This is a genomic window from Lactococcus sp. SK2-659 (genome assembly GCF_020218185.2).
In the GTDB taxonomy this organism is placed as follows: domain Bacteria; phylum Bacillota; class Bacilli; order Lactobacillales; family Streptococcaceae; genus Lactococcus; species Lactococcus lactis.
In genome coordinates, this window is sequence record NZ_JAIWQZ020000002.1 from 289,051 (window position 1) to 302,571 (window position 13,521).

The following is a 13,521-nucleotide window of genomic DNA, read 5'->3' on the forward strand; positions in this document are numbered from 1 at the left end:
ACAAAATGGCTGAATTAGCAGTAAAAATTGATCATGTAAGTAAGTATTTTCGTCTTCCGACAGAAGCGAGTACAAGCCTTCGGACAACTCTTGTCAATCGATTTAGAGGAATCAAAGGTTATAAAGAACAACATGTCCTAAAAGACATTGATTTTGAAGTAGAAAAAGGTGATTTCTTTGGGATTGTTGGTCGTAATGGGTCAGGTAAATCAACACTTTTAAAAATCATTTCTCAAATTTATGTTCCAGAAAAAGGAAAAGTTACCGTTAATGGTAAATTAGTTTCTTTCATTGAACTTGGTGTTGGTTTCAATCCCGAGCTTACAGGCCGTGAAAATGTTTATATGAACGGTGCAATGCTTGGATTTTCAACTCAAGAAATTGATGAAATGTATGACGAAATTGTCGATTTTGCAGAGTTACATGAGTTTATGAACCAAAAACTCAAAAATTATTCTAGTGGGATGCAAGTTCGTTTGGCTTTCTCAGTTGCTATCAAAGCAAGAGGAGATGTTCTTGTTTTAGATGAAGTTTTGGCTGTTGGGGATGAAGCATTCCAAAGAAAATGTAATGATTATTTCTTGGAAAGAAAAAAATCTGGATTAACAACGATTTTAGTTACCCATGACATGAATGCCGTAAAAAAATATTGTAATAAAGCGGTACTTATCGAAGATGGTCTAATTAAAGTTGCAGGAAATGTAGATAAAGTTGCTAACCAATACAGTTTGGACAATTTAAAACGTCTTAAAGCGGCTCAAGAAGAATCAACAGAAGAAGTTGAAGAGTTTGTCAGTGATTTAAAAGTAAATTTATTATCACCAGTACAAACAACGCCAGAACAACCCATTAAATTTGAAGTTTCTTATAATGTTAAAGAAGATATTAAAACTTATGTTGCTTTCTCATTAACCGATGCAGACCGTAATATCTGGATTTATAATGACAACTCAATGGATTACCTGACCGAAGGTCAAGGTGAAAAACGAGCTGTTTATGAATGCAAACTAGACCAAGTTAATAATTTAAAACTCAAGCTACAAGTTTCAGTGCGGAATGCCAAAGATGAAATGGTTGCTTATGATATCGATGAAAAAATCATTATTATTAATCGTCTCGACATTCCAAAAGATGACCTCAGTGCTAAAGATTCAGCAAGCGGCCTAATCTTGCGGAATGGAGATTGGAATTTTGGTTAAAGAAAAGACTCAAACTAAAAAATTAATGAAACCAGAGCGACTTTTTTTTCTTGTTGCTCTTGTTGCTGGCTTGATTTTTGCGATTGCTCAACCACTTTTTATTGAGCCGGATTCAAGTTATCATTTTGATAAATCGTCTTATCTTTCAAATACGGTTGTGGACAGAACAAAAATTGGATTTCCTGCTGAGGATTATCAATCAGCACCTCTTCCTTTTACAACGGTCACAACGAAAATGAAAGATGGAACTTATTTCAAAGATTTTTTTGAAACAAAACTTCCACTGGTTTCTAAAAGTAAAGTAACAGATAAGCGTGCCTTAGGAAAAAAATGGTATCAGGATATCATGCATTTGATTCCTGCTTTGGGCGTAAAAGTGGGTTATATGATTTACCCATCAGTAGGTTCGATGGTCTTGGTTGCTCGGTTATTTAGTTTAATTTTCTTTGTTTTGACGATGTATTTTATCATCAAAAAACTAAAAGCTTACCAAATGATATTTACAATCATATCTGTCACTCCTGTTGCTATTCAATTTGCTACAAGTCTAAGTTATGATTCTTATAATTATATTGCTTTTGCTTGGCTAAGTGCAACCTTGATTAACTTGGCAGTAGAGTTGCAAGAAAATAAAGAAATTCAGCTAAAAGATTTTTTCTTAAGAATTATTCTTCCGTCGATTGCTTTATATTTTTCAAAGGCCAACTCACGCTTACTTTATTTAATTGTTTTGGCAGTATTTATAGTAATAGTTGCTAAAAAATTAAAACTTAGCTTAACAAAACTACAAGTTCTTATTGGAAGTGGTGTATTAATTGGCCTAGGAGCTTTGGTTTATATTTTTAGATATCATGACCAATTACGCCTTGTAGTAAGTAAGTTCATTTACACGTTCATGGAGCCTTATTACTCAGTATTAACAACTCAAGTTATCAGTGGAACTTCAACGGCAGCAATACCTGCGTGGTTTTATCCAATCCAATATGGTGCTTTAATTCTTTTATTCTTATCTTATACTAAAGAACAAGTGCCGCGTTGGTTTGCATGGTTAGGTTTACTTATTAACTTGATTAATCTGTTTGGAGTATTATTTAAATTTGCCATTGACCCAGCTTTTACTGAACACGTAATCACAGGGCCACAAGGAAGATATTTCACAGTCTTTATCTTACTCTTGGCACCAATTTTGACCCTTCTAGCCCAAAAAATTTCAGTTAAATCAACTGGAAGTTGGTTGAGAAGAATCGTACTTTTTGTTAGTTTAATGGCCCTTGCCTTGAACTTAGGTGTTACCACACTTAGGTCTTACCACTTGCATCTACCAATGGATGAATACCGCTCAGGAATAGAACATTATATCTTTAAATAGGTGAAATTATGGATAAAAAAGTATCAGTCGTAGTGACATGTTATAATCATGAAAAATACATTGAGGAATGCTTGCGCAGTATCTTTGGGCAAACTCATCAAGAAATAGAACTCTTAATTTTTAATGATGGTTCAACAGATGCTTCTGGAGACGTAATTTCAGAAGTGTTGCAAGATTCTCCGTTTACAGAAACACATTATTTTTCAGAAAAAAATAGAGGTTTGGCCTACGTCCGAAATGATGCTTTGAGTAAAATGACTGGCGATTTTCTGTTGTTCGTAGATAGTGATAACTTTTTAAATGATGATCATATCGAAAAATTACTGACAGAATTGTCAGCAACAAATTCAGACATTGCTTATTGTCAACTTTGGGATTTTAATGCCCAAAGAGACGTTTTACGTCCAGACTTAGAATACAGCTTTGAAAAACAAATTGTGGGGAATTTAATTGATGCCTCATCACTTGTCAGAGCTTCTAAGATTATTGATGCAAAATTTGATGAATCTTTGAATAACCAAACTCTTGAAGATTACGACTTTTGGCTTAATTTAATTATAAACAATGAAGCAAAACCAGTTTATGTCTCCACTACAAAGTTAAATTATAGAGTATTAAATGAGTCCTTAAGTAAGCGTGGCAATTGGGAAAATTATTATAAATCCTATTTCTATATCATCAACAAATATATTCAAAAAATTCCAGCAGAATTGATAGAAGCCTTACAAAAAAATCTACTACTTTGGGTAGACAACTACCAAAATCTAGTAATTGATAGTGAGCAAAAACTTGCTGACAAAGAACAAGAACTCATTAATCATAATACCCAAGAAGAGATAATGAGAAAAATCATAGCTGATAAAGATACTCATATTGCTAACCAAGAAAAAGTGATTTCTGATATCACTAGCTCCCTAGCTTATCGAATATTAAACAAACTTCTACACCCCTTAGGAAAGAAACATGAACAATAAATTATTACTATACGTACATTTTAACCGAAATAACGAATTAAGCGACCATGTTATATATCAACTAACCCATTTACGTCAGAATTTTGAAGAGATTTTCTTCATTTCAAATAGTCAGATGGATGAGAACGATTTATCAACATTAACAGGGCAAAATCTTATTGACGGTTTTATGCAACGTGAAAACAAGGGGTATGATTTTGTCGCTTGGTCAGACGCGATGAAGCATTATGGATTTGATAAATTGGCTTCGTATGATTCCGTTACTGTTATGAATGATACGTGTTTTGGTCCTGTTTATGATTTTGAGGGAATTTTAGCAAAATTTGACAAAGATACAAGCGTTGATTTTTGGGGAATTACTAATAATCGAAGCCATAAGGTAAAACCTTGGGAAGACCGAGAAGCAATTGTATTGCCAGACCATATTCAAAGCTATTTTGTCAACTATAAACAAAAAATTGTAAAGAGTGAAGCATTTGAAAATTTTTGGGCAAATATTAAAGTTTTAGATGATGTTGTAGAAGTTATCGTAAAATACGAAACAGCAATGACCAATTATTTTGAAGATGCTGGATTTAAGTCAGGAGTTGTATTTGATACACGTAAAGAAGAGTGGGCAGGCATGCTTGTCCATGATTTTTCCGTATTCAATTTACCAGAATTGTTGAAAAGACACATTCCTTTCTTAAAAATAAAAGCTTTCAGCTATGGTGCAGAAAATATTTATACTCCTTTAGTAATTGAACGTTTAAAACAAGAAACTTCTTTTCCGGTTAAACTTATTGTCAATCACATGACAGAAGTAGATTATCCGGACCGTGAATACATGTTAGAAGAAAAAACGCTGAAATTCACAAAAGAAGTAAGTTTGAAAACTAATTTGAAAATTGGTATTCACCTTCATGCATTTTATCTTGACCTAATTCCTGAGTATCTTAATTATTTTGATAAATATGTTCAAAATTATGATTTATATATCACCACAGATACAGAAGAAAAGTATGAAGAAATTCTTAAAAATTATCCTCTTCTACAAATAAAAAAAGTTATCGTAACCGGTAATAAAGGAAGAGACGTTCTTCCGTGGATGCAAGTTTCAGAGTTAATGACAGATTATGACCTTTGCGGACATTTTCACACTAAAAAATCAAAAGATAATGATTGGATTGTGGGAGAATCTTGGAGACGAGATATTGAATATTCTTTATTAGAACCTGCTCAAGCTATTTTTCAAGAATTTGAAAAAAATCCAAAGCTTGGCTTAATAATTGCTGACGTTCCATCATTTTTTGAACATTTTTATGGGCCAACATACATCACCGAACGTGATATTTGGCCAGATATGCAAGAAATTTGGCAAAAAATAGACTTTGAAAATTCCAAAGAATTGAAGCAGAAAGATAGCTATGTGATGAGTTACGGCACAATGATTTGGTATCGTCCTCAAGCTTTGAATAACTTATTAAATGTTAATATTCAGGCTGACGTTCCAGAAGAGCCTTTACCATATAATAGTATTTTACATGCATTTGAACGCCTTCTTGTTTATGTTTCGTGGGCAAATGGCTATGATTTCCGTATTTCTCAAATACAAACAAATAATGGGTTTGTTGCGAACTTTTCAGCAAATCGACTCTTACGTTCTGTAGAGACTGACTTAACACAGACAAAATTACGGGATTTGGTTAAAATGATCTTTAAAAAGATTAAAGTAATTATTGTATACCGTTTAGGATTTAATAAAAAAAATAAGTAAATTTATGGTAAAATTTATATTAGAAAACTGTACACAAAGTTGTACAGCGCGAATATTATGAGGAGAACTTGGAGCTGTGTCCGAAGACAAGAAAATGAAAATTTTACTAATTATCCCGGCTTATAACGAGGGTGAAGGAATATTAGAAAATCTAAAAATTGTAGAGGACTATCAAGCCACTTGTCCCTATCAATTAGATTATGTAGTGATAAATGATGGATCCACTGATAACGAAGAAGAAATTTTGATAGCAAACAACATTAACCACGTTGAATTGATTCAAAATCTCGGAATAGGTGGAGCCGTGCAAACAGGTTATCTTTATGCCTTGCAAAATTCTTACGATATAGCTGTTCAATTTGATGGAGATGGTCAGCATGATATCCATTCTTTACCAAACTTGATTGAACCTATTTTGAAGGATGAAGCTGATTTTACCGTTGGTTCTAGATTTTTAGACGAAAGCAATTCTGAATTTAAGTCTTCAAAATCACGTCAAATGGGTATAAAAATTCTATCATCTTTAATTTATATGTCTTCTAAAATAAAAATTAAAGATGTTACCAGCGGTTATCGAGCAGGAAATCGTAAAGTGATTGAGCAATTTGTTAAAAGATATCCAAGACAATATCCAGAACCTGAAAGCTACATGCACCTCTTTTCTAAAAATATTCGTGTAAAAGAAGTGGGAGTAAGGATGTTTGAACGAACTACTGGGGTTTCAAGTATTAATATGGTAAAAGGAGTCAGTTATATGATAAGTGTATCTTTGGCTATTATTGCGAGCTCATTATTAGGAAAGGAGAAAAAATAATGCCCATTCAACTTCGTATACTAGCAATTATTTTGGCAGCATTCTTCTTTGTCTATACTATTCGTTTAGTTCGTAAAGATAGAGCAGAGATACGGCATATGCTAAAATGGTTTGTTCTAGCTCTCATATTGCTTGTTGGTTCTCTTATTCCTGATTTTGGAACGAGTATTGCTCATTTATTAGGAATTGGAACTTTAACCTCACTAGCTTTGTATTTCTTAGTGGGTGCATTATTACTGATCTGTCTGAAATATCAAATTTCACTAATATCTGCTGAAAAGGAAATAAAGAATTTAGTACAAGAAGTATCTTTACTAAAAAAGAAATTATCAGATAAGGATAAGGAAAAGTAAAAATAGAAAAGTGAGAGAAACATGAAAACAGTTGCTATTTTTAGTGGATTTTATCTTCCATTCTTGGGAGGCATAGAACGCTACACATATAATATTGTTCAAAAATTTATTGATAAGGGTTATAATGTTGTAATTGTTACTAGCCAGCATGATAAAGACTTGCCTACTAAAGAAGAATTTGATCATTTGAAAATATATCGGTTGCCTATTAGAAAGATTTGGAAAAATCGGTATCCTTTTCCATTAAAAAATGAAAGATATAAACAATTAATTTCTGATATTACTTCTGAACCAATTGACTATTATGTAGTGAATACAAGATTTCAATTGCCTGCTTTATTAGGTGCCCAGTTAGCAAAAAAAGCAGGAAAAGAAGCCTTGGTATTAGAGCATGGGACCACGTACCTCACATTAAATAATTCTTTGTTAGATAGCATACTTCACAGGATAGAGCACTTTTTGGTTAAAAAAATCAAAAAAAATACTAAGACTTTTTACGGTGTTTCAAAAGAAGCTACTGAATGGTTAAAGACTTTTGGAATAGAGGCTAAAGGTGTAATCTATAATGCGATTGATTTAGATGATTTTGAAAAATATTTTTCTCCTAAATTGTCCGAAAAGATAGTAATATCTTATTCTGGACGTTTACAAGCAAAATTTAAAGGCGTTGAAATGTTACTTGAGGCTTTTTCTGAATTATCTAAGGAACGAAATAATTTAGAATTAAAAATAGCTGGAGATGGACCTATTTACAGTGAAATGATAAGAAAATATTCACAAGAAAATATTCAATTCTTAGGTCATATCTCTCATGAAGATGTTATGCGTCTCAATAATCATTCAGATATTTTTGTATTGATGTCAAAAATAGAAGGTTTTTCAACATCAATGCTAGAGGCAGCACTGATGAATAATGTAATAGTTACCACAAACGTTGGTGGAGCAACGGAGCTGATTCCCAATCAAGAGTATGGATATGTTATTAAAGATGATAAGGAAACACTTCTAAAAACATTGAAGTTAATAGTAGACGATACAAAGAAAATGGCTGAAATTCAAAAAAGGGTACATGATAGGGTAGTTGAAAATTTTACTTGGAATAAATCTATTGAAAGCTTTGAAAAAGCATTTGTAGAATTAGAAAAAATTGAAATCAATTAAAAAAGTAAATTAGTATTAAACTAGTAAATAATCAACGTAAGATTCTTTACTAGTTGATTATTTGAGTCTCTTTTTAAGATAAATGAAGAATAATGAGTTGTAATGACGCATTTAAGTAAGGTTAGTTTGAATGGAAAAAATAGATTTTGTTGTAACATATTTGGATAGTAGAGATAAGGAATGGCAAGCAGACAGAGCAAAATACAGTGGAAAATCATTGGATGAAACGTTAAATGATGAGTCAAGATTTAGAAACATGGACAATTTTCATTATTGGTTCAGAGCTGTAGAAAAATACGCACCTTGGGTAAATAAAATTCACTTAGTTACATATGGTCATGTTCCAGACTGGTTGAATGTAGAACATCCTAAAATTAATATTGTTAATCACAAAGACTTTATAGAAGACAAGTACCTTCCTACATTTAATAGTAATGTTATAGAGTTGAACATGGATCGAATTGATGGAATATCTGAAAAATTTGTAAACTTTAATGACGATATTTTTTTGAATAATGAAGTTCAACCAAATGACTTTTTTAACAAAGGACTACCGGTTCTACAAGCCATGCATACACCCATTTTACCGAGTGAATCTTTTAATGTTGTATTATTTAATAATATTTTAGCGTTGAATAATATCAATTGTTCTAAGAAATCTCTATTTCAATGGAAAAATTTTTCAATTAAAAATGGAATTTTTGCTGTAGCCGCTAATTTGTTAATGTTACCTATACTCCTATACATGAAAAAATTTGTCGGATATCGGCCAGACCACTTAGCTCAGCCATTTACAAAAACGATTTACAAAGAGGTGAAAAATATGGCGTCAGAGTCTATTAACCAGGCTTACTCGAGTAAATTTAGGAGTAAAGAGAGTATAAGTATATGGTTTATACTAGATTATATTAGAGCTACAGGCCAATTTCATCCTCATAATTCTTTCAAATTTGGAGGACTATTTCCAATGGGTAAGAATACTGACTACCAACAAATACTAAATTCAAAAAAGAAGATTGTTTGTTTCAATGATGGTATTGATATTGATTTTGAGTTAGAAAAAGATCGCTTAAATGAAACATTAGAAAAGAAATATTTTAAGAAAAGTGAATTTGAAAAATGAAAAAAAAAGTATTATTTGTTGTACCTACTTGGAGTTTAGGTGGAACAGAAAAGGTAAATTTGGCGATAGCAGAGAAACTATCGAAAAAAAATAATGTTTCCATTTATACTTTGTCATCTCCTAGTAGTAAATATTTAGTTAATGATGTTTCTATAGAGGGGCAGAGTGATTTTAGATTTTCTGTTTTTACAGGTGTCAGTGGAGTCCTAGGTATGCTGAGGTTGAAAGCTTTAAATCGGTTATGGTTATCATCTAAAGCATATGAAATTACGAAAGTTATTCGAAAAAGACAAAGTGAAATTATAGTTGTCAGTAGCGGCAGTATATATTTGATTCCATTTCTGAAGCGTCGAAATCCTAATAAAAAAATAGTTGCTTGGTGCCATTTTAGTGCGGACACTTATTTGAATGGTTACTTAAAATATACTACTAATTTATGGGTTGAAGGCCTCGAAGCAGCTGATGAGGTTATATGTCTTACACCAGAAGATAAAGATATATTTTTGAAAATTAATAAAAAAACTCGAGTGATTAATAATCCATTGACTTTAAAAAATACTCAGGTTTCTGATCTTACTAGTAATATCATTTCTTGGACCGGAAGAATATCGAATCCTCAAAAAGGAATAGATTACCTAGCACAGGTCGCGGGTAAACTCCCAGAAGGTTGGAAAATATCTGTTGCAGGTGATGGTAACATGAAGGAATTTCAGACTTATTTGTCTGAAAACGACTCGGAAGAAAGAGTTATTCTTCAAGGAAGCTTATCTGGAGAGAAACTTCGAGACCATTATTTAAATAGTTCAATTTATTTGATGACCTCAAGATTTGAAGGACTTCCATTAGTTCTTGTAGAAGCAATGAGTTTTGGTTTACCAATAGTGGCATTTGAACAAAGCGGAAGTCGTTATGCTCTTGATAATGGTAAAAACGGTATTCTTGTTAAAAATGGGGACGTTGAAGAAATGGTTAAACAGCTTACACGATTGATTAATGATTTTGAAGAGAGAAAAAGATATCAAGAAAAATCGTTGGAAAGATTACAAAACTTTACTCTTGATAGGGTATCAGAAGAGTGGGAAAAAATTCTTTGAACTAATTTAATTACCAGTAAAAATCACTTGTTATTAAGTTAAAGGTTGAGTTTCAAAAGATGAAAGTTAGGAAAAATTGAAAAAGTATTATATTAACGCATTACAAAAAGAAAATATGAATGCAGGTTCAAAAGCAGTAAATGATGCTACAGAAATTTTTGAAAAAATGGGCTATGAAAGTCTTTTGTCAAAAGTCAATATAAAAAATATATATTTAAGAACATTATTTTTTTCAGTGCAAGTGATGATTAGAATATTATTTCTTCCTAAAAATACAAAGGTTGTATCAAATTTTCCTCCAATTTTTTTCTTTGAAAGAGTATGTCTTTATTTTCTTAAAAAACGTAGTAAAAGCCTGAAGGTTTTTATACTGATTCATGATATTTATGAGCTACGTATAGGAAAAAATAATTCGACACCCTATAGAAATCTCCTGAATTTTAAAAATAGTAATTTTTATTTTATTGCTCACAATGACAAAATGGTTTCTTGGCTTGTCAAAGAAGGATATAAGAAAAATAATATAATAGATTTAGAAATTTTTGATTATCTTTCTGTGATCAAAGAAGATGCAGGAGGAACTTATGGTAAAAGTGTAATCATTGCGGGGAATTTAGCCCCAGAGAAATCATCATATTTAATGGAACTATTTAAGATTTCTGAAATTGATTTTAACTTATATGGTCCAAATGTTAGTTCGGATGTGGAAAAATCAAAAAATGTTATATATCATGGGAGTTTTCCTGCTGATGAAATTCCAAATATTATTCAAGGATCTTATGGTCTAATTTGGGATAGCGAAACAACCATAGGGGGGACCGGTAAATATGGCAATTATCAACGATACAATAATCCTCATAAAACATCTTTGTATTTAGCGGCAGGTTTTCCAATAATTATGTGGGAAAAAGCTGCTCTTGCCTCATTTATTATGGAGCATAATCTAGGTTTTTTGGTAAATACGTTGGAGGAAATACCTTCTAAAATTGCTAAAATTAAAGAAGTAGACTATAATCGTATGAGGGAAAATGTCGAAAAATTTGGGAATAAAATACGAATGGGATATTTTTTAACAGAAGCTTTAGAGAAAGCAGAGGAGATTTCAAATGAGTGAAACAATGAAATATAATACAAAAAACTATGATTACTTAATTGTTGGAGCAGGACCTTACGGTGCAATTTTTGCTCATGAAGCAGCTAAGCGTGGTAAACGTAGCTTGATTATTGAGCGACGTGCACATGTTGGTGGAAACATGTACACTCATAAAGAACATGGTATCAATGTCCATGACTTTGGAGCACACATTTTCCATACAGACAATAAAGAAGTTTGGGATTATGTTAATCAATTTACAGAGTTCAATGGCTATATTAACCAAGTAGTAGCTAATTATAAAGGTGAACTCTATAATCTTCCATTCAATATGAATACTTTTTATCAAATGTGGGGAGTGAAAACTCCAGAAGAAGCAGCGGCAAAAATTGAGGAGCAAAAAGTTGCTGCAGGTCTTTCAGGTATTCCAAAAAACCTTGAAGAACAAGCGATTTCTTTAATTGGTACTGATATTTATACAAAATTGATTAAAGGATATACAGAAAAACAATGGGGGCGTAAAGCAACAGAACTTCCAAGTTTTATTATCCGTCGTTTGCCAGTTCGTTATACTTTTGATAATAACTATTTCAACCATCGATATCAAGGAGTTCCAGTAGATGGATACACAGCAATTTTTGATAAGATGCTGGATTCTGATTTGATTGATGTTCAAGTAAATACTGATTTCTTCTCAAATAAAGAGGATTATTTAGCGGAATTCCCTAAAATTGTTTATACAGGAATGATTGACCAATATTTCAACTATGAATTTGGAGAATTAGAGTATCGCTCAGTTCGTTTTGAATCAGAAACTTTTGAAACGGATAACAAGCAAGGAAATGCTGTTATTAATTATACAGATGCTGAAACTCCGTTCACTCGAGTGATGGAATGGCGTCATTTTGACAAAAAAGGCGATGATAATAAAACAATCATCACTAAAGAATATCCTCAAGATTGGGATCGTACAAAAGAAGCCTATTATCCTGTCAATGACACTAAAAACTCAGAACTTTTTAAGAAATATCGTAAATTAGCAGATAATGAAAAAACAGTGATTTTTGGTGGCCGTTTGGGAAATTATCAATATTATGATATGGACCAAGTCTTTAATGCAGCTTTAAAGGCTGTGGAGAAGGAATTTAAAGATTGAAAGTATTAAAAAACTATCTTTTGAACAGCTCTTACCAGCTTTTAATTGTGATTATTCCAATTATCACAATTCCCTATATTTCCAGAGTGCTTGGAACAACAGCCATAGGTATAAATACTTTTACTTATGCGATTATCCAGTATTTTGTATTAGCTGGTTCAATTGGGATAACAACTTATGGAAATCGAGAGATTGCCTATCATCAATCTAACAAAGAAAAGAGAAGTCAAATTTTTTGGGAAATTTCATTTTTGAGATTTTGTACAATTGCTCTCTCTTTTCTTGTTTTCTGTATTTTCCTGGCTTTTCAAAAACAGAATTTTGAAATTTATCTTTTGCAAAGTATTGCAATTATCGCTGCCGCTTTTGATATCTCTTGGTATTTTATGGGAGTAGAGAACTTTAAGCGGACCGTTGGTCGTAATTTTATTGTCTCTATTATCTCGGTTATTTTTATCTTTACTTTTATTAAGAGTCCAAAGGATTTACCTATTTATGTACTGATTATTACTGGTACATCTTTGATTGGAAATCTTTCTCTTTGGCCTTATTTACGTAAGGAAATTTTTGCTCCTAAATGGAAAACACTTGCCTTAGGTCATCATTTAAAACCAACATTATTGCTTTTTTTACCACAAATTGCGACACAAATTTATACAATTGCCAACAAGACGATGATTGGGATTTTTGATGGGAAAACGGCGTCTGGATTCTTTAGTCAATCAGATAGTCTAATTAAAGTAACATTGAGTATTGTCACCTCTTTGGGTGTAGTTATGCTACCTCACGTTTCCAATCTGTTTTCAAAAGGAAAAATTAAAGAGGTTCAAGAGACCTTAAAAAAATCCTTTGTTCTTATGACTGGACTTGCCATACCAATAATGTTTGGGGTGATGGGAATATCACTCAATTTTGCGGGATTCTTTTTTGGTCCAAAATGGGTAGCTGTAGGACCTTTGTTAATGATGGAAGCTCCAATTATTGTTTTTATTGCCTGGAGTAATGTTTTGGGAATCCAATATCTCCTTCCTTTAAATCGAATGCGAGAGTTCACTACTTCGGTAACAATTGGAGCAGTTCTTAATATTTTGCTTAACTTTGTTTTGATTCCGTCTTTAGGGCTTACAGGAGCGATGATTGCGACGGTAATTGCTGAGGCCGCGGTAACAGTTTATCAATTCTATATTTTGAGAAATGATTTTGAGATAGGGACAATGATTCTATCATGTTGGAAGTACTTTTTATCCGGTGCGATTATGTTTGGGGGGGTTTTCTACCTCAACAATTTATGGAAGATGAATTTTCGTAATCTTTTATTTCAAATAGTGATTGGTGCTATAATATATATAATTCTTAATATCTTATTGAAAACTAGTCTTTTTATTGAAGTCAAAAAGATTGTAAGTAAAAAATAACCCTTATACTAAAT

12 protein-coding genes are annotated in these 13,521 nt (G+C 32.1%); all 12 read left to right on the forward strand.

Features of this window, described 5'->3' with window-relative positions; genetic code table 11:
- Positions 1–5 precede the first annotated feature (5 nt).
- The 12 genes from LDP15_RS08585 to LDP15_RS08640 all read left to right on the forward strand — a co-directional run bounded on the left by LDP15_RS08585 (position 6) and on the right by LDP15_RS08640 (position 13,507).
- Entirely contained in the window at positions 6–1,199 is a 1,194-nt protein-coding gene (locus tag LDP15_RS08585) for an ABC transporter ATP-binding protein (RefSeq protein WP_011675427.1), read from the forward strand.
- The gene (locus tag LDP15_RS08590; RefSeq protein ID WP_058219081.1) at positions 1,177–2,568 is read left to right on the forward strand and encodes a DUF2142 domain-containing protein; all 1,392 of its coding nucleotides are present in this window, start codon (positions 1,177–1,179) and stop codon (positions 2,566–2,568) included. The genes LDP15_RS08585 and LDP15_RS08590 overlap by 23 nt, the downstream gene beginning before the upstream one ends.
- 8 nt (positions 2,569–2,576) lie before the next feature.
- Positions 2,577–3,542, forward strand: coding sequence for a glycosyltransferase family 2 protein (locus LDP15_RS08595; protein ID WP_143460558.1), 966 nt, complete (start codon positions 2,577–2,579; stop codon positions 3,540–3,542).
- Positions 3,532–5,298, forward strand: a complete 1,767-nt coding sequence (locus tag LDP15_RS08600) for a rhamnan synthesis F family protein (RefSeq protein WP_225513371.1) — start codon at positions 3,532–3,534, stop codon at positions 5,296–5,298. Before LDP15_RS08595 ends, LDP15_RS08600 begins: the two co-directional genes overlap by 11 nt.
- Before the next feature lie 94 nt (positions 5,299–5,392).
- On the forward strand, positions 5,393–6,112 hold the full coding sequence (locus LDP15_RS08605) for a glycosyltransferase family 2 protein (protein ID WP_041167401.1): 720 nt from the start codon (positions 5,393–5,395) through the stop codon (positions 6,110–6,112).
- Positions 6,112–6,465: a DUF2304 domain-containing protein gene (locus LDP15_RS08610; RefSeq protein ID WP_011675432.1), complete on the forward strand. Its 354-nt coding sequence runs from the start codon at positions 6,112–6,114 to the stop codon at positions 6,463–6,465. The genes LDP15_RS08605 and LDP15_RS08610 overlap by 1 nt, the downstream gene beginning before the upstream one ends.
- A 21-nt stretch (positions 6,466–6,486) precedes the next feature.
- On the forward strand, positions 6,487–7,626 hold the full coding sequence (locus tag LDP15_RS08615) for a glycosyltransferase family 4 protein (RefSeq protein WP_058219085.1): 1,140 nt from the start codon (positions 6,487–6,489) through the stop codon (positions 7,624–7,626).
- Between the two features lie 130 nt (positions 7,627–7,756).
- Complete coding sequence (locus LDP15_RS08620) at positions 7,757–8,749, forward strand: glycosyl transferase (RefSeq protein WP_058219086.1); 993 nt, start codon at positions 7,757–7,759, stop codon at positions 8,747–8,749.
- Positions 8,746–9,843 carry a glycosyltransferase gene (locus tag LDP15_RS08625; protein WP_011675435.1) on the forward strand — a complete coding sequence of 366 codons (1,098 nt, stop codon included), beginning with the start codon at positions 8,746–8,748 and terminating at the stop codon, positions 9,841–9,843. The genes LDP15_RS08620 and LDP15_RS08625 overlap by 4 nt, the downstream gene beginning before the upstream one ends.
- Before the next feature lie 76 nt (positions 9,844–9,919).
- On the forward strand, positions 9,920–10,957 hold the full coding sequence (locus LDP15_RS08630; RefSeq protein WP_054246859.1) for a sugar transferase: 1,038 nt from the start codon (positions 9,920–9,922) through the stop codon (positions 10,955–10,957).
- 4 nt (positions 10,958–10,961) lie between these two features.
- A complete protein-coding gene (gene glf, locus LDP15_RS08635; protein ID WP_041167507.1) occupies positions 10,962–12,092 on the forward strand; it encodes a UDP-galactopyranose mutase in 1,131 nt (376 codons plus the stop codon).
- Complete coding sequence (locus LDP15_RS08640; RefSeq protein ID WP_011675252.1) at positions 12,089–13,507, forward strand: polysaccharide biosynthesis C-terminal domain-containing protein; 1,419 nt, start codon at positions 12,089–12,091, stop codon at positions 13,505–13,507. Before glf ends, LDP15_RS08640 begins: the two co-directional genes overlap by 4 nt.
- Positions 13,508–13,521: the final 14 nt, after the last annotated feature.

Coding starts and splice junctions, on each gene's coding strand:
- LDP15_RS08595 (WP_143460558.1), top strand. CDS start 2,577: ATGGATAAAAAAGTATCAGTCGTAGTGACATGTTATAATCATGAAAAA.
- LDP15_RS08625 (WP_011675435.1), top strand. CDS start 8,746: ATGAAAAAAAAAGTATTATTTGTTGTACCTACTTGGAGTTTAGGTGGA.
- LDP15_RS08615 (WP_058219085.1), top strand. CDS start 6,487: ATGAAAACAGTTGCTATTTTTAGTGGATTTTATCTTCCATTCTTGGGA.
- LDP15_RS08620 (WP_058219086.1), top strand. CDS start 7,757: ATGGAAAAAATAGATTTTGTTGTAACATATTTGGATAGTAGAGATAAG.
- LDP15_RS08610 (WP_011675432.1), top strand. CDS start 6,112: ATGCCCATTCAACTTCGTATACTAGCAATTATTTTGGCAGCATTCTTC.
- LDP15_RS08600 (WP_225513371.1), top strand. CDS start 3,532: ATGAACAATAAATTATTACTATACGTACATTTTAACCGAAATAACGAA.
- LDP15_RS08585 (WP_011675427.1), top strand. CDS start 6: ATGGCTGAATTAGCAGTAAAAATTGATCATGTAAGTAAGTATTTTCGT.
- LDP15_RS08605 (WP_041167401.1), top strand. CDS start 5,393: ATGAAAATTTTACTAATTATCCCGGCTTATAACGAGGGTGAAGGAATA.
- glf (WP_041167507.1), top strand. CDS start 10,962: ATGAAATATAATACAAAAAACTATGATTACTTAATTGTTGGAGCAGGA.
- LDP15_RS08590 (WP_058219081.1), top strand. CDS start 1,177: ATGGAGATTGGAATTTTGGTTAAAGAAAAGACTCAAACTAAAAAATTA.